Origin of the sequence: Dongshaea marina (assembly GCF_003072645.1) — a bacterium.
In the GTDB taxonomy this organism is placed as follows: domain Bacteria; phylum Pseudomonadota; class Gammaproteobacteria; order Enterobacterales; family Aeromonadaceae; genus Dongshaea; species Dongshaea marina.
In genome coordinates, this window is the sequence record NZ_CP028897.1 from 2867341 (window position 1) to 2885044 (window position 17704).

Annotated in this window: 11 protein-coding genes and 2 pseudogenes; 6 read left to right on the plus strand and 7 right to left on the minus strand. The window is 52.3% G+C overall.

All coding sequences use genetic code 11. The features are described 5' to 3' along the window. Nucleotides 1–1695 carry a long-chain-fatty-acid--CoA ligase gene (locus DB847_RS13500; RefSeq protein WP_108651168.1) on the minus strand — a complete coding sequence of 565 codons (1695 nt, stop codon included), beginning with the start codon at nucleotides 1693–1695 and terminating at the stop codon, nucleotides 1–3. Nucleotides 1696–1732: 37 nt separating this feature from the next. Beyond that, the gene (locus DB847_RS13505) at nucleotides 1733–4027 is read right to left on the minus strand and encodes a serine aminopeptidase domain-containing protein (RefSeq protein ID WP_108651169.1); all 2295 of its coding nucleotides are present in this window, start codon (nucleotides 4025–4027) and stop codon (nucleotides 1733–1735) included. A gap of 324 nt (nucleotides 4028–4351) precedes the next feature. On the opposite strand from DB847_RS13505, the gene DB847_RS13510 reads away from it, so the two are divergent. Both DB847_RS13510 and DB847_RS13515 read left to right on the plus strand, forming a co-directional pair. Continuing rightward, nucleotides 4352–4684, plus strand: coding sequence for a TfoX/Sxy family protein (locus tag DB847_RS13510; protein WP_108651170.1), 333 nt, complete (start codon nucleotides 4352–4354; stop codon nucleotides 4682–4684). 115 nt (nucleotides 4685–4799) lie between these two features. Continuing rightward, on the plus strand, nucleotides 4800–5180 hold the full coding sequence (locus tag DB847_RS13515) for a DUF4345 family protein (protein WP_108651171.1): 381 nt from the start codon (nucleotides 4800–4802) through the stop codon (nucleotides 5178–5180). 267 nt (nucleotides 5181–5447) lie between these two features. On the opposite strand, the gene DB847_RS13520 is transcribed toward DB847_RS13515, so the two are convergent. After that, on the minus strand, nucleotides 5448–6332 hold the full coding sequence (locus DB847_RS13520) for a LysR family transcriptional regulator (protein WP_159084617.1): 885 nt from the start codon (nucleotides 6330–6332) through the stop codon (nucleotides 5448–5450). Between the two features lie 116 nt (nucleotides 6333–6448). Here DB847_RS13520 and DB847_RS13525 point away from each other — a divergent pair, with 116 nt between their 5' ends. Further along, nucleotides 6449–7885 carry a CoA transferase gene (locus DB847_RS13525; protein WP_108651173.1) on the plus strand — a complete coding sequence of 479 codons (1437 nt, stop codon included), beginning with the start codon at nucleotides 6449–6451 and terminating at the stop codon, nucleotides 7883–7885. Between the two features lie 358 nt (nucleotides 7886–8243). Here the strand turns inward: DB847_RS13525 and DB847_RS13530 are convergent, their stop codons facing one another. The 4 genes from DB847_RS13530 to DB847_RS13545 form a co-directional block, all read right to left on the minus strand. Then, complete coding sequence (locus DB847_RS13530; protein ID WP_159084618.1) at nucleotides 8244–8609, minus strand: hypothetical protein; 366 nt, start codon at nucleotides 8607–8609, stop codon at nucleotides 8244–8246. Nucleotides 8610–9314: 705 nt separating this feature from the next. Then, nucleotides 9315–10562, minus strand: coding sequence for a lipoprotein-releasing ABC transporter permease subunit LolE (gene lolE, locus DB847_RS13535; protein WP_108651175.1), 1248 nt, complete (start codon nucleotides 10560–10562; stop codon nucleotides 9315–9317). Next, nucleotides 10559–11242, minus strand: coding sequence for a lipoprotein-releasing ABC transporter ATP-binding protein LolD (gene lolD, locus DB847_RS13540; protein WP_108651176.1), 684 nt, complete (start codon nucleotides 11240–11242; stop codon nucleotides 10559–10561). The genes lolE and lolD overlap by 4 nt, the downstream gene beginning before the upstream one ends. Beyond that, nucleotides 11235–12470: a lipoprotein-releasing ABC transporter permease subunit gene (locus DB847_RS13545; protein WP_108651177.1), complete on the minus strand. Its 1236-nt coding sequence runs from the start codon at nucleotides 12468–12470 to the stop codon at nucleotides 11235–11237. Before DB847_RS13545 ends, lolD begins: the two co-directional genes overlap by 8 nt. An 80-nt stretch (nucleotides 12471–12550) precedes the next feature. Here DB847_RS13545 and DB847_RS26410 point away from each other — a divergent pair. The 3 genes and pseudogenes from DB847_RS26410 (at nucleotide 12551) to DB847_RS13560 (ending at nucleotide 17618) form a co-directional block, all read left to right on the plus strand. Next, nucleotides 12551–13128: pseudogene (locus DB847_RS26410) on the plus strand (PilZ domain-containing protein). 15 nt (nucleotides 13129–13143) lie between these two features. Next, nucleotides 13144–16594, plus strand: a pseudogene (mfd, locus tag DB847_RS13555) (transcription-repair coupling factor). A gap of 10 nt (nucleotides 16595–16604) precedes the next feature. Continuing rightward, nucleotides 16605–17618 carry a peptidoglycan binding protein CsiV gene (locus DB847_RS13560; protein WP_159084619.1) on the plus strand — a complete coding sequence of 338 codons (1014 nt, stop codon included), beginning with the start codon at nucleotides 16605–16607 and terminating at the stop codon, nucleotides 17616–17618. Nucleotides 17619–17704 lie beyond the last annotated feature (86 nt).

Consider the following 17704-nt stretch of genomic DNA (forward strand, 5'->3'; position numbering starts at 1 on the left):
TTAGCCTCCCGTGCTCTTATGCTGATGTTCTTCCCTCAGCTCTTTTTTGGAGAGCTTGCCGATCATGGTTTTAGGAAGCACCTGACGAAACTCTATGGCCCTTGGCATCTCCATCGGCGACAGGTGCTCCTTGAGAAACTCCAGAAGCTCGGCTTCACTGACCTCCATGCCTTCAACACACTTGATAAAGGCTTTGGGGATCTCGCCATGCTCCGCCTCTGCAACTCCGATCACCGTCACCTCCGCAACCGCGCCATGACGATTAATCGCCTCCTCAATCACTCTTGGGTAGATGCTATAGCCGTTACAGATGATGATATCCTTGAGTCGATCGAGCAGGAAGATATAGCCCTGTTCATCCATATAACCAACATCCCCGGTGTGTAGCCGCCCCTCTTTAATGGCGTTTGCGGTGGCTCTTTCGTTGTGCCAGTACCCCTGGGTCACCTGGGGACCCACAATACAGATCTCCCCCTTCTCACCGACATTGAGCAGCTGGTGAGGCGATTCAATCTCCCTGACCTCGATCCGGGTTTCGGGAAGCGCGAGACCGATCGATCCCTCCTTATTCACACCATCCATCGGGTTGCAGGCACAAACCGGCGAGGCTTCTGTCAGTCCATAGCCCTCCACCAATCGGCAACCAGTCAGGCTCTCAAACTGCTGCTTGGTATCCATAGGCAGCGGAGCGCCCCCCGAGATGCAATATTTAACCGAGGAGAGATCATAGCGCTTGACCAGGGGAGAATGATTCACCGCACTATAGATGGAAGGGACCCCCATCATCAGGGTGGGCCTCTGGCGATCGATGCATTTAAGCATCTGCTCGAGTTGAAAACGGGGTAGCAGAACGATCTCGGCTCCAAGGGCGATCCCCATGTTCAGGATGCTGGTCATGGCAAATACATGGAACATCGGCAGTACCCCGAGGATCCGCTCCTCGCCTATCCTGGCATCGGCGAACCAGGCCATGACCTGAGCCGTATTGGCGATAAGGTTTCCATGGGTCAATATCGCACCCTTGGGGTTTCCCGTGGTCCCCCCTGTGTACTGCAGGACCGCGATATCGTCTCGATTTACTTTCACGGGAGTCACTTCGCCGGAATTAGCTATAAGCTCAGCGTACTCGAGAAACTCCGCTCCCCTGGGATGGAGCGTTTTATGAAACTGGAATAGTGAAAACAGAGCTCCCTTGACGGTTGACATCGCTCGGGCGAGGCGACAGATCAGCACTTTTTCTAAACCTGTGTGGGGAAGCTGCTTCATCACCTTATCGCACAAGATCTTAAGATCCAGGGTGATCAGAATTTTTGCACCACAATCCTGGATCTGGTGCTCCAGCTCACCCGGGGCATACAGTGGATTGGAGTTGACGACTATGGCACCAATTTTTAGCAGGGCGTAATAACTAATCACATAGTAGGGGCAGTTTGGCAAGAAGAGGATCACCCGATCGCCTTTAGCAACTCCTTGCTGCTGCAACCCGGCGGCAAGCTGCTGCACCTCATCATAGATCGCCTGGTAACTGTAGCTTCGTCCCAGAAACTCCAGGCAGGGGCGCTCAGCGAACTCGCTCGCAACCTGCTCCAGGTTCTGATAGAGCGACTGATTATCCGGCTGTGCCGGACTTCTCTTTGAACTCGAACCCTTGGGTTGCTGCCCAATCTGTTGCGCTATCTGTGGCGTTTTCTCCATTCACTGACCTCCCTGTAAGGTAAACCCTTGCCCTGTGCTAGCTCAGATCAACCTGTTGCTTCTCAAGCTCCCCGATAAAATCCAAAATCCTGCGCTGACAATCGCCGATATTCTGATGCAGGATCCCGTGGTTGACCGACTCAATCATCTGCAGCTGCTTATTCTTTGAGCCGATGAGTTTAAACAGCTCCTTCACCCCCCGGGCCTCCACCACGGGATCATCGGTTCCCTGATAAAGACGGATCGGACAGGATATTTCAGGCAGTTCCCGGGCAAGTTCGTCGTGTAACAGATGGAGTTCATAGGCGATCCGGGTCGGGAAACTGTGATAATTCAGCGCCGGATTCTCGGACAGGTAATCGCGAAAGATTCCCTTCTTCTTCACCACGGGTGTCCAGCTGGTGAGCTGCTCCCAGCCGTAGGCAAGATAAGCAGCCATCAAATGGCTGGTCTTAAACTCCCAGGGCACTGAGACTGCGGCAACCCCGCAGATACCCTTAGAGTGACGGGCCGCCTCTAACAGACAGAGGGTTCCCCCGGTTGCAAAACCTACCAGGAAGATACGATCGGCAAAGGCGGATAAGATTCTTCGACCCCGCTGAATCGACTCGAGCCACTCAAACCAGCGCCGATCCTTGAGATCCCAGGGTGAGGAGCCATGGCCCTTAAGGCGCACCCCCAAAGCCACATAGCCAAGATCCGATATCTGCCTGGCAAAACTCGAGAGCTCAGCCGGTGAGGCCAATAGGCCATGCACCAGCAGTACCCCGATTTTGTTACGGGGACCTTCCGGAAGATAGAGATAGGGTTTTCCCGCGCCCCTGGCCTGCTCCTTTTGATTGATCGCAAGATAAGGTTTCTTCTGAAATCTCTGCCAGTCAAATTGGGCGCTGCGCCGTTCATCATCATACAGATGCCAGGCCCACTGAGTTCGCTCCAGAGATAGCAGAGTGTTGCAGGCATCCTCAACGGAGGATACCGCCCCGTGGATCGGCGTAACCTCGTTAGCATAGACCTGGATGAGGTTTTCAAGACGAACCCGGTTAAAGCTGGATTGCCGGATCAGGGAATCATCAAAGCAGTAGTAACGCCCCTGCTGGCGGATATGCTCCGCACACCCCTCGGAGACAAGGTATTTTTCCAGCTCGGGGCAGGTTTGTCCCCGGGCGAGCTGCCAATAGTTCTCCGGGTTGTCCAAGCTAGCATGCAGATGCACCTTGTCATCGGCCTGACACGCCTTGATCGCAAGATACAGAGCCTTATGATAGAGGGGCTTGGGAAGCCTCTGCTTACCCAGCTCAACCAGGCGGCGGATCAACAGGGAGGCCAGGTGGTAGAGATTAACGGTCACCCCGGAATAGATGGCTTCCATATAATAATCACGAAGCCGACTGGTGCCACGCAGGCTGCAAATCTTAAATAGCTTTTGCGTAGTGGTGCCGGGTGCTTCAGAAAATCTGAAGAAATCATCCAGGGCATTGATCTGGTGAAACACGATTGCAAGCAGCTTTCTCTCCCACCAGTGCCAAACGTTCTGCACATGCAACGGACGACTGATCCGAATATCCATATCGCAATCTTTAAGGAGAATATTTGCTTCGATCAACACCTCCTCAACCAATCTTGGGTTACTCCCTTTGCTAAAAAACTCGGCGCTGCGGCTCAGGATATTGTCGCAGGCACGAATCGGATAAAAGGTGATATTGGCAGGGATGATCTCTGTCGGTTTATTGGCGACCTCAAGAAGAGAGTCAATGGAGTCAATTTGCAAAGCATGGGCCCAGCGCTCCAGCCGCCGGTGATCCTTAGCCTCAAAAACGGCCTGCACCCTTTGTTTGAAAAGCTCAACCATCAGCGCCAGAACCGCAGCGCCCTTATGATGCTTCCTTCTCATCTTAGCCGTGGGTGAGAACACACTGAACTCCCCGGAGTCCTCCATCACCTGGCGATCTTTGACCATGCCACCCTCGGGGAAGAAAATAACCTTTCGCCCCCTGAGAATTTCCGCAGCAAGAAACGGCAGCAGTCTTGGGTAGTTGTGGGGAAGTGCGCCCAATCCATACAGAAAGCTGGCAAAGGACTGGCTGGCATTAAACAGTTCTCCGGCGGCAACGCAGCGGCAGTACTGGCCGGTGGATTGATAGATCAGGTATTGAGGAATGATGGTTTCAAAGCGAGCGAAGTGATTAAACAGGTAAATGTCGCCATTGGCAAAGCTGTCGTCGTCATCGTGAAGACAGATATTGATCCCCAGGCGCTTTTTGACCAGCGAGAAAGCCCGAACACACCAGTCATAGGTCGGTTTAAACTCAAGATCCAGCTCTTTGTCCATTCCCTCACCCAAGCCTCTGTTATCCTTAAGAAGCTTAATCACTCATAGTTATGGTTTTAATCATCTCTATTTCAACACAACCCAGAGGGATATGAGCTCTTTATGGAACTCATCCCTCCCTTGAAGTAAAGCACAATCCGGGCCGATTTGTTTCGACAAAGAGCCGGTTCCCGTTCAAAATTTGAACTCAATCGCATCCAGCTCAAACCGTATTTGCCACTGAGGATTTTTTCTTCCCGAAAAGGTTGATCGGATGAGCTCTCGTCAATCGGAAAAAGCTGTGACAAAATCAAAAATACCTCCCCACAAAGGGCAAAGAGCGCGATGGCATACGATCAGGGATTAGCACAACGAGTCCTCGAATATTTTGAGAGCCGCCTGGATCTCGAAACCAAAAAGATGTTTGGCGGCCTCGGCTTTTTGATTGTCGGAAATATGTGTTGTGGTGTTGTCGGGGATAAACTGATGGCCCGGGTCGGACCGGATGAGTATGAAGCCTGCCTCAAGATGCCCCATGTGGCTGTCATGGATTTTACCGGCAAATCGATGAAGGGCTTTGTGTATGTATTGCCCGAGGGCCTGGAAGACGATAGTGACCTGGCCTTCTGGCTTGGTAAATGTGAAGACTTCATCAACACTCTAACTCCCAAGCTCTAAGGCTCTAAGGCTCTGTTGATATTTAAAGTGAACTAATTTAGCTTCAATAGAAGAAAGGAAACCGGCAGGATGAAATGAATTTCGGCGTAACATTCGAAACCTTAAAGGAGCAGTGATGATAGATAGCATACTGCAAGGCCTGGTAGGGCTAAGTTGCTTGTTTTTGATCGGGCTGGGCGCAAAAACCATGTTTGCCCCAAAATCGATGTTTGGAATTCTTGGCATCGAAGCCCAGGGGGCCACCGGTCTCAACAGCATTCGCGGTTTTCTCGGTGGCCTGTATCTTGGTAGCTCAATCTTGCTCGCCGCAGGGCTCGCAACAGGCAACACCTTGTTTTTTCTTGCCGTCGCAACGACTATGGGAACCGCTGTCATTGGCCGACTCGTCGGTATTGCGATGGATGGTTTAGATAAAAAAGTGATCGCCCCGCTGATCGCAGAGATTGTCATGGTCACCATTTTTATCACTGCCCACTTACAATTGGGGCTTGCTTAAGCGTATTCGCTACCACAACTATATAAGTTGAGTACTTATAAGATGAATCCTGAAGAAGGATGAATGGCTCAAGCACTCAATGCAATCAGTTTCCATGTTAAGTGGCTAGGATTCGTGGCCGTGATGCTCCAGTTACCGAAGACGGGTTTCAACCCCGGGACAGATGGCTTATGCTGCTGAAACCAGTATGTTTGATATGAGTTGCCGATCTGAGTCATGACAAACAAACTTGATGGCAAGTTTATTGTTTATGAAAGCTAAAAAATATTAACTCACCAGAGCAGGTCTATTGACTGAATCAAGCTTATAGCGCTCAACTTCATCACGAAAATTATGTGTGATGAAATCGATGATAAGCTGATTTTTTTTGGCATCTTTATCACCTTTTGGGTAAGCAAGATAGAGGGTGCTGGGGGGCTCATGATGATCCTTGATAACATGCATCAACTTCCCTGATCTTATGAGCGGGATCGCCTCATAGTCGGGTAGATTCGCGACGCCATGACCATGTAAAACAAAGAAGCTTCTCGTAATTGCACAATCACAAATAATATCTGCATCAAACTGATTCATATCCCCTTTATAGGAGATAACACAGTGGTTTATTAGATCCTCTATAGATGCTGGCTCACCATTTTTGATTATATAATTAGGCGATGCACAGAAGTAACGTTCAAATTCGCCTAGTGTCTTAGTATATATATCCAGCGCTTTCATTGGCCGATGGCGAACCGCCACATCAACACTGTCTTGAATTAAATCAGGTTCATTATCCGATAGGCGGATATCCAACTTGATCTTAGGGTATATTACCCTGAACTTTTCCAGCAAAGGCAACAGGATTTTTTCACCAAGTGCTACCGGGCTATACAAGGTTAGCTTCCCCTCTGGCTCTGCCGTAACCCTTTCCATCAGATCCCAGGTTTTATCTACCGTGGCCGAAATTTGAAGGCAATATCGATAATAGGACTCTCCGCTGGAAGTGAGACTGAATTTCTGGGATGTCCGGTTGATCAGGGTCAAACCACACTTACTCTCAAGCTTTTTTATGTGCTCTGTGACGGTAGAGTTGGTCACCCCAAGCAAGCGGGCCGCTTTGGTAAAACTCTTTAAGTCAGCTACATGTGCAAAAACAATCAGGCTTTTACTCAACTCGAACGAAGTCTTCATAGATGTTTCGGAGTTCCGAATTTTATTGGTCGTTTTTATGATATTGATTGGATATCCGAATGTAAATAGTATGACTGAACACCCAAGGAGGAGTTATTATGAAAAGGTCATACCAATCGAACCAGCTCCCTGAAATAAATGAAATTATTTCAGAAGTCGAGATGAGCGATTATATCCATGGTGATTTTATCCTGAGGGGACAGGATCCAATCATTCGCTCTCCCCATCGTTTAGGTTACGCAAGCGCTGTTGCTCAGGGTGCTAACTCACTACTGGCAGGGATGATTTGGCATGCCAGAACCGGTCACCACCTAACGGCTTCAATGCCTATAGAGAGTGCACTAAACTATCTTCATTACAGCCATTACACAAAGCAAAATGGCTTCCCGATGCAAGTAGGTGCCGAAACTGTCAGCGTCAATTCCTACTTTAAATGTAAGGATGGCAGAGCTATTCACACCATTGCAGGCCCTCCATACATGAAGCTTCTCAATGGCTACCTGGATTTCTTTGATTGTGGCAATAGCAGAAAACGTATTGCTGAAGAAGTTGCAAAGTGGAACTCATTTGAGCTTGAAGAGGCACTGGCAAAGGCGGGACTTCCGGCTTGTGTCGCACGCTCAAAGCAAGAGTGGTTAATGCACCCTGTGGGGAAAGCGCTCAATAAAAGACCTCTTATCTCTATTGAACACATTCATGAAGGTGAAGCTGTTCCTTACTCACCACAGCCGCAAGAAATTCTGGATGGAATCAAAGTTATTGATTTTACACATGTTCTTGCAGGGCCCATGCTAGGACAAAACTTGGGGCGATTCGGAGCTGAGACACTTCATATTTCCAGCCCTAAGCACCCTGATACATTAGCGCAAAACCTTATCACAGGATTTTGTAAACGGAATGCTTATTTGGATTTACATGATCATGAGCATCTTACAAAAATGAAAGAGCTCATGGCTGAGGCCGATGTATTTATCAACTCATATCGTCCCGGGATCCCTGATCGCTTTGGATTGGATGCAGCTCAAGTGGCTTCAATGAGCCCAAAAGGGATCATCTATGTTGATATCAGTTGCTACGGTCACGAGACTCTCTGGAGTGACAGGCCCGGTTTTGAAACAATTGGTCAGGCATGCTCCGGATTTTCAGTTGCAGAGGGCACATTTGATGATCCCAAATTCTCACCCGTTTTTTATTTAAACGATCCCTTAACCTCATTCCATGCCCTGAGCGGTGTCTTGGCTGCACTGCATAAAAGAGCATTATTTGGTGGCTCCTACCATGTGAAGGTCTCCCTAGCAAAGACTGGCATGTGGGTCACTGATCTGGGACTGTTAGAGGATGACAAATACAAAGACTGCCCTAAAGAGGATATCCATCAGCCTGAGACCAAAGAGATCGAAACCGTTTATGGGAAAATTACCCGGCTGGCTCCCTGCTACCAATTTAATGAGCTAAGGCTACCGGAAGAAAAGCCCGTAGAACCATTTGGTGCAAGCACACCAAATTTCGAGCATGTCTCAGACCCGATGTCATGATGGATTTCAAATAATACCAATCACCTTTTCGTACACTTACACCGACCGAGGAAAATTGCCCCTTCGTTGGATATAAAAGCCGCGGGTCAGGAGGTGCCTCCCGACCCGCACAAACCTATACCCTCCCCAGCTCCTGGGCAGGCTCCACCGTACTGGCGAGAAAAGCCGGATACAGGGTGGCGATCAGGCTCATCAACAGCACACAACCACTGACAATCGCCCCCCAAATGCATCTGGGATGGGATAAAGTCGATAAAATAGATCAAACTTTATTGCCTTTCGACAGAAATCCGCCCTTTCCTGGAGCTTTTGTTTTGGAGGTAAATCAGGACTATTCAGGAAGGAGGGTAGTTTATTTTTATCCACCCCTTAATTTACTACAGATGGCCCTTAAGAGTTCATGCGTTATGATATCTGGCGTTATTTTTCCATCGTTAATATTGCTAAACTGTGGGACTACATCAGAACCATAAGGGCAGCCAGGACCTTTATCCCAAACCGGCTTGTTTCCAATGGGATATTCCTTGATTATCCCATGCCTATACTCACATATCTCTTTACCGTTATGGTCTAGCAGTGGATTGCAGCGATAGAAGTGAAGAGTCAAGACACCTTCACTTGTAACATATACCCCCACACCATCGTCACCACGCTGAATCGCTTTCGAAACCAGCTTTTCAATTTTTGTTCTGCTTGAGTAAATCCTATCGAAGTCTACTTTCATACAGATAAGACTCATAGAGCTATCAATGGTCATAGGTAATTATAGCTACTCGCCTGCCTTAGGCAGCACAATCAAAACTCGAAAGCCCATTAAGACTTGGAGCAGCAGATTTACGATGCGGCTCAGATATCAGCAGGATATGCCAGGCCTCAGCTTAAGGCTTGATACTGAGCTGTGACTTTTGTGAGCGAACGGACATTTGATTTTCTATTCATGAAGGGAAAATCACAAAGCTCTTTGCAAATAGAATCGGTTTAGTGAGATTTATATATGGGCAAACCCCTTTAAGCGATATCGGATATCTCTCTAAAGCTAGATTGACGTTCATTCATTGCGATATTCGCTACCACGCGATACCAAGTATGACTCAAAGCTGTGTTCGCTAAGGCGACAAAACGCTGTCCACCACAGGTTGAATCTAACTTAATTATTGAGAATTAATTTCTTCGAGGCAAGATGCCGAGCTGGGAGGATGGCCAGGGATGGTTATCATCGAGCTTGGGAGATGTATCAGGGATGATAAATACGATGCGCGGGGCAAGTTTTTGATTACTTTTGGCGATACAAAAATAATGTGCCGTCGGCATCCCGACACATGTTGCGCAGCCACAAAATCGAGCAGCATGCCCTGCAGAAAAATCCGCAGATAATCATACGTGGATATAAAAGCCGCGGGTCAGGAGAAGCCTCCTGACCCGCACAAAACTATACCCTCCCCAGCTCCTGGGCAGGCTCCACCGTACTGGCGAGAAAGGCCGGATACAGGGTGGCGATCAGGCTCATCAACAGCACACAACCACTGACAATCGCCACATCTCCCAGGTGCAGCTGGGATGGGATAAAGTCAATAAAGTAGATGTCCGGATTGAGAAACTGGTGGTTAATCAGGTGCTGAAACGCGCTCGACAGTGGCGTCAGATACCAGGAAAACAACACCCCAAGACCAACACCGATCACACAGCCTATGATGCCATTGACCATCCCCAGGACCATGAAGGTCACGCGTATTCGCCACTGGGTCAGCCCCAGGGTACGCAAGATGGCGATCTCTGAGCGTTTATCATTAACCGCCATCACCAGGGTCGAGACGATATTGAAACAGGCGACCGCCACCAGCAGCAACATGATGAGGTAAAGGATGGTCCGCACCATCTGGATATCCTGATAGAGATAACCCTGAGCATTCATCCAACTTGAGACATAAAAGGGCACACCCAGACCCATCGCAGCCTGTTTAGTGAGCTGCTCCGCCTCAAAGATATTATTCACCCTCAGGGTGAACCCCTGGATCTTGTCCTGCCACCCCAGCAGGCGCTGAGCATCCTTGAGGTGAATAAAGCCCAGCAGGTTATCCAGTTGCCCGCCAATCGACAGCAACCCAGCCACCCGGAACCGCACCGTCTTGGGAGAGAGAATTCGCGAGCTATTCTCCCCCATCTGTGGCAACAGCAGGGTCACATAATCCCCCACCTTGAGCTTTAGCTTGTGGGCAATCCCGGCTCCGAGGATCAGATCGTCTGCTCCCGGTTTGAGGGCCTGCCAACCCTTGCCACTCATGAAGTGTCCCGCATCCGAGATCCCCTGCTCATCCTGTGGCAACACGGCCCTCAGTTGCACCGCCTTGAGCTTAGCGCCATTTTGCAGCAAACCGTTAAGCTTGATATCCGGAGCCACCGCCGTGATCCCAGGCTTGGCCGCCAGCTGCTTCATCAAAGGCTGCCAGTTGCCTATGGGAGGGGCCATCGCCTGCAGCTCTCCCTGGGGGATCACCATTAGCACTCGCTGGCGCAGCTCCTTCTCAAAGCCGTTCATCGCCGACAGGCAAACGATCAACACCATCACCCCCAGTGCAATCCCCAGCACCGAGGAGCGGGCAATAAACTGGGTAAAACCACTCTTGCCCCGCAACCGGCTAAATCGCAGCCCGAGTCTGAAAATCAGCGAGGGGCTCATCGTTGGCTCTCCAGTTTGCCATCACACAGGGTTTCACTGCGATCCAGCTGAGCCGCCAGCTCCCGGTCGTGGGTCACCATCACGAAGGCCGTTCCCATCTCACGGTTAAGCTCACACATCAAAGAGTAGACTGCCTCCGCACTCTGGTGATCCAGGTTCCCCGTCGGCTCATCGGCCAGCACCAGCTGAGGCTGGTTAATAAGCGCCCGGGCGATGGCAACCCGCTGGCGTTCGCCGCCGGAAAGCTCTGCCGGACGATGGGCCAGACGCTTACCAAGACCCACCCGCTCCAGCATCCGCGAGGCACTGCGCTTTGCCTCGGCAAAGGACTGACCCGAGATCATCAGCGGCATCGCCACATTCTCCTGGGCCGAAAACTCTCCCAGCAGGTGGTGAAACTGATAGATAAAGCCCAGCTTTTGATTGCGAAACGCCGCCTGCTGACGGGTGTTCAGGGTAAAGACATCCTTTCCCTCAAACAGTACCTGACCCGAGCTTGGCTGATCCAGTACCCCAAAAAGATGCAGCAGGGTGCTTTTTCCCGAGCCTGAGCTGCCGACAATCGCTACCATTTCGGCAGGCCTTAGTGAAAAATCGATCCCCTTGAGGACATCGGCTTTTACCGAGCCCTCCTGATAGCTCTTGGTCAGGCCGATTCCCTGCAATAGCCACTCACTCATAACGCAACTCCTGTGCCGGACGGATCTTGGTGGCGCGGTACGCCGGGTAGAGGGTGGCAAACAAACTCATCAATAAAGCTCCAACAATAATCAACAGGATCTGCATGGGGCGAATATCAACCGGCAGCGCCATGCCGCCTACCGCCTGATAGAAATTAAGTCCAACCATAGACAACAGGGGGTTGAGTTTATAGGTCGCCAGCAGGCCTACAATGCCGCCAATCAGGGTCCCCAACACCCCGCTATAGAGCCCCTGGAACACAAAGACCCGCAAGATAGTCCCGGGCGTCGCGCCCAGGGTCAGCAGTATGGCTACCTCCCCTCGCTTATTACTGATCACCATCACCAGGGAGGAGAGAATATTAAAGGCCGCAACAGCGATGATAAGACACAGCATCAGCCCCATCATATGTTTTTCCATCGAGACCGCCTGAAACAGCTCGCCGCGGGTGGCTCGCCAGTCACTGGCAACCAGCTGATCCGGGAGTGGCTTGGCCAGGGTCTCACCAACGGCAAAGGGATCATCGAGCCACAGCCGAACGCCTGTGATCTCTCCCTTGGGATAACGCAGCAGGCGACCCGCATCCTGGATATTGGTCAGGGCCACGGTATTATCGACATCGGCACCGACCCCGAAAATCCCGGCCACTGTAAACAGCCGCTGCGAAGGCATCTGTCCAAAGGGGGTAAAAATTGGCTTACGGGTTACCAACACCCGAACCTTGTCCCCCACATACACCCCAAGTTGATTGGCAAGCCCCTGGCCTAAGATCAACCGATAGGAACCAGGGGTGAGGCTCTTGAGCGAGCCAATCAGCAGGTTGTTGGCGATCTCATCCTGTTTGGGCTGCAGCTTGGGATCGATGCCGTAAAGCTCCATTCCCTGCAGGCGTCCGCGGGTCTGGGCCACCGCCTCATCGATGATCAGCGGAGCCAGGGCGGTCACATGGGGCAACTTCTCCAGGGCCTTGCTATAGGCGGACCAATGGGCTAACTGCTGGCTGGGATTACTCACCACCACCTGGGGAACCACCCCGAGGATGCGGGTTTTCAACACCCCCTGAAAGCCGTTCATCACGGAAACCACGACGATCAGCGCCATCACTCCGAGGGCAATCCCTCCGGTAGAGAACAGGGTGATAAAAGAGACAAAGCGGCTACGCTCGCGGGAGCGAGTGTAGCGCAGACCGATAAACAGGCTTAACGAGCGGGCAAAAGAGCTTTTCAAATCGAGTCGCTTAAGTTGCGTATTGATAGAGATACGAGATAATAAATGTAAACCGCTACCAACAACAAGGGATGGTCTCTATGTCCAAGGAGCAATATTTCACTGTGGCCCACAGATTACCGGTCAATGTGATCCCGCAACCAACCGGTTTTGAACTTCCGGACATAGAGCAACTTGAAGCCGAGATCCCAGACCCTTTCCGCATCTCCACCAGCATTGCGGCCATCGACATCAACAAATCCCGCCTGGTGCGCAGCTATGGAGAGGAGGTCCAGGAGCTGATTGAGATCATCAATCAACAGTCACGAAAAATAGATATGATCATGGGCTATGTGCTGGCCCAGCAGGACGATCCGGCCCATCGATTTCACAGCCTGCAGTTTGGTGGGGGGAGCTGGTCTACGCGGCCCCCGAGGCTTTAGATCTAGGGTGTTATGTCCGGCTCAAGATCTTTCTTCCCGAGGAAGCCGCCGCCATCTACTGCTATGGCCAGGTCTCGGGGAGCAAACCCCACCAGAATCAACAGCTCATCGCGTTGCGTTACGCTCAGATCCGCGAACAGGATCAGGAACTTCTGATCCGTGCCAGTTTACATATTCAATCAAAACAGCTAAAACAGCGAGCAGAGATGCGTTCGCGCCAACAACCGACTCAATAGTAGCCCCAATATCGAATGAAAATCGAAGCCGTCGCCACACGTCCCCGCCCCAAGGCCGGGGACAAAAAAACTCTTGCGGGCCTGTATGGTAGTGCCCTCTCCTATGCTATCGCCCGCTGTGTTGCCAGCCGGGATGCGCTGCAACTCCTGGTGGTCGCAGATACCCCGACCGCCCTGCGCCTCGAACATGAGGTGTCCGGCCTGCTGGACGATCCCAGCCTACCGGTGACCTTGTTTGCCGACTGGGAGACACTCCCCTACGATCATTTCTCCCCGCACCAGGATATCATCTCCGCCAGGCTGGAGACCCTGTACCGCCTCGGTAGCTGGCAGAAGGGACTACTGATTGTCCCGGTCTCGACCCTGATGATGCGCCTGCTCCCCGAAAGCTTTTTGCAGCAATTTACCCTGCTGCTGAAAAAAGGGGAGAAGATGGAGCTGCATACCTTGCGCGATCGCCTGGAGCAGGCGGGCTACTACGCCACCTCCCAGGTGATGGAGCATGGTGAATTCTCGGCCCGCGGCTCGATTCTCGATCTCTACCCCATGGGGAGCTCTACTCCCTATCGGATCGACTTTTTCGATGATGAGATCGACTCTATTCGTCCCTTTGATCCCGAGACCCAACGCTCCGAGGACCAGGTCAACTCCCTGTCCCTCCTGCCGGCCCATGAGTTTCCCACAGATGAGGCGGCGATAACTCTATTCCGCCAGCAGTATCGTGAGCAGTTTGAGGTGCGCCGGGAGCCCGAGTCCATCTACCAGCAGGTCAGCAAAGGTACCCTGCCCCAGGCATTGAGTACTACCTGCCGCTGTTTTTTGAGAAGCTCTCGACCCTGTTTGATTACCTGCCGACCAACACAGAGCTGCTGTGTCACGGCGATCTCCACGGGGCTGCCGAGCAGTTTCGCGATGACATCAGGACTCGCTACGAGCAGTTGCGCTACGATCAGCTGCGCCCACTGGTCAAGCCAGCAGCACTCTATCTTGAGGTTGAAGAGCTCTTTTCCGGTCTCAAACCCTATCCAAGCCTGCAACTCAATCAGCAACCCGAAGAAGGCCGGGGTGGGATCAGTGCCGACATCACCCCCCTGCCACCCATTCAGGTGCAGCCACAAAAAGAGCGCCCCCTGAGCGCCCTGTGTGAATTTATCGACGACTATAGCGGACGAGTGGTGCTGATTGCCGAGTCCGAAGGACGCCGGGAAGCCCTGCTGGAGCTGTTATCCGGCGCGGAACTTCACCCCAAGCTCTGCCAGAGCATGCAGGATGTGCTGACCTGTAAATCCCCGCTAATGCTGTTGGTCGCATCCATCGAGCAGGGCTTCACCCTCGGCGAATATCAGCTGGCGGTGATCAGTGAGAATGAGCTTTTAGGTGAGCGGGTTACCCAGAGCCGGCGCCGCAAGAGCCAGAAAACCAGCTCCAGCGATATCGCGATCCGCAACCTGGCGGAGCTGACCCAAGGCCAGGCGGTGGTACACCTGGATCATGGGGTGGGCCGCTACCTTGGATTACAGACCCTGGATGCCGGTACCCTGCCCGCCGAATATATGGCCCTGGAGTACGCCGGGGGGATAAACTCTATGTTCCGGTCACCGCTCTGCATCTTATCAGCCGATACAGTGGCGCCGAAAACCCGCCACTGAATAAGCTTGGCAATGAGACCTGGGCCAAGGCCAAGCGAAGAGCCGCCGAAAAGGTCCGTGATGTGGCCGCCGAGCTGCTGGATGTCTATGCGCGGCGCGAAGCGGAAGCAGGCCATGCCTATTCCCTGGAGCGGGATCTCTACGCCCAGTTTGCCGCAGGCTTTCCTTTTGAGGAGACCGCCGATCAGCAAAATGCCATCGACGCGGTTCTGCAGGATATGCGCCAACCCAAACCGATGGATCGCCTGGTGTGTGGTGATGTGGGCTTTGGTAAAACCGAAGTGGCGATGCGCGCCGCCTTTGTGGCGGTGCAAGCCGATAAACAGGTGGCGATGCTGGTTCCCACCACACTGCTGGCTCAACAACATTTTGAGACCTTCCGCGATCGCTTCGCCAACTGGCCAATTCGGGTGGAGGTCCTGAGCCGCTTTAAGAGCCCCAAAGAGCAAAAAACAATTTTGCAGGATGTGGCCGATGGCAAGGTTGATATCCTGATCGGCACCCATAAACTTTTAGGAAGCTCCCTTAATTTTGCCGCACTGGGACTCTTGATCGTCGATGAAGAGCACAGATTCGGGGTTCGGCAAAAAGAGAAGATCAAGGCGATGCGGGCCAATGTGGATCTACTCACCCTGACCGCGACCCCGATCCCCCGAACCTTGAACATGGCGATGCACTCGATTCGTGACCTGTCGATTATCGCCACCCCACCCGCCAAGCGCCTGGCGATCAAAACCTTTGTCCAGCAGAGCAGTGATGCCCTGCTTAAAGAAGCGGTATTGCGTGAGCTCAAGCGTGGAGGCCAGGTCTATTATCTGCACAATAACGTCGAAACCATCGCCAAGTGTGCCGAGAAACTCACCGAATTACTGCCTGAGGCACGGATCACCATAGCCCATGGCCAGATGCGCGAGCGCGAGCTGGAGCAGGTGATGAGTGATTTTTACCATCAGCGGCATAATCTACTGGTGTGTACCACCATTATCGAAACCGGCATCGACGTTCCCAGCGCCAACACCATCATCATGGAGCGGGCAGATATGCTGGGTCTGGCGCAACTTCACCAACTTCGCGGACGGGTCGGTCGCTCCCACCACCAGGCCTATGCCTACCTGATGACCCCTCACCCCAAGCGAATGACTTCAGATGCCAGAAAACGCCTGGAAGCGATCGAATCACTGGAAGATCTGGGTGCCGGATTTACCCTGGCGACTCACGATCTTGAGATCCGTGGCGCCGGTGAGCTTCTGGGGGAAGATCAGAGTGGCCAGATGCAGTCGGTGGGCTTTACCCTGTATATGGAGATGCTGGAGCAGGCGGTCAAGGCGCTCAAAGAGGGCCGCGAACCATCCCTGGATGATCTCTTGCAGCAGCAAAGTGAGGTCGACCTCAAGCTTCCAGCCCTCATTCCCGATGACTACATTCCGGATATTAATCTCAGGCTCTCCATCTACAAGCGGATCGCCTCCTGCAGTGATCACCAGGCCCTGGATGAGATGCAGGTTGAGCTCATCGATCGCTTCGGGCTACTGCCGGCGTCGACCAAGAACCTCATTGAGATCGCTCACCTTAAGGTGGATGCCAGCCAGGTCGGCGTCAGCCGTGTTGAAGCCCATGAGCGAGGCGGGTATATTGATTTTGCGGCCCATACCAAGGTGGATCCAACCTATCTGGTGGGGCTACTACAAAAGCATCCACAGCTTTATCGTTTAGACGGCCCGAGCCGTCTGCGTTTTATGATTGAAACCCCGGATCGCCGGGATCGGATCAAACTGATCCAGTCTCATCTGCGTGATTTTGCCGCTAATGCCGCTTAAGGAGAGTTCGTTGAAAAAAGTTGCCATTTTTATCCCTTTATTGATGCTTGCATCCATGAGTCAGGCCTGGGCTGCGCCACGCTTTGAAATTGAGATGATCCTGTTCGAGCGCAACGTCAATCCTGCAAGCATCAATGAAAACTGGCAGGCTGAGGCGCATCGCCCGGACTTCACCAAGGCGCGCTCACTGCTCCCTCCCGATGCACACCCTTACCCGGCGACGGTCACCAGCGCAGATATCAATCCATCACAGCTACCGCGTGGGGTGACCCTGCTCAGTAACCAGCAGCTCCAGCTCAACCGTGCATTTGCACGGATCAGCCAGGATCCATCCCTCACCCCTCTGCTTCACTTAGGCTGGCGCCAGCCGGTTTACTCCAAGCGCCGCGCCCAGATCTGGCATATTATCGGTGGCAACAATCTATGTCCGGTGCTAAATCAGGACGATTCGCAGCCAAACCCGCTCACCACCGACAATGCAGCGTCTCAGGAAAGTGAGGGTATGGTCAGCTCGGTCACTGAAAATGATGGAGCCACCACATTGGAAGTTGGTAGTCCCGACAGTAGCAGCTCTGATGAGGCTAGCAGTATCCCGCTGATCCCGGCGCCATCTTCAGACTTTCATCCCTGCTGGTCACTGGATGGGACCCTTCGCATCTACCTGCGTCACTATCTCTACATAGAAACAGATATGCTGCTTCGGGAAAAAAGCGATCAGCCCCCCACTGAAGTGAATCCTCTCGAGGACAAGAGCGGTGATACAACAAGCACTCAGGCTGACGATAGCACAGTGACGACTCAAGTCTCGGATGTCACCAGCAGCAGCGAAAACGAGCCGAACACGACAGCGGCCCCTGTATCAACCCCAGCCAATCATGATCTGAGCCCAAATGGGGATGGCAGCTGGATCATCAGCTATCCGATGGAGCAGTTCCGCCGGGTTCGCAGCTCAGAGATCCACTACTTTGATCACCCCCTGATGGGGATGATCATCCAGATCCGCAAGATCCCAAAGGCTGGCTAACTCCAACGGGAGCAGCCGCCGCTGCTCCCGACCCTCCTACATGAGTCCCAAGAAAAAGAGCAAAAACCCCCCTCTTAATCCATTTT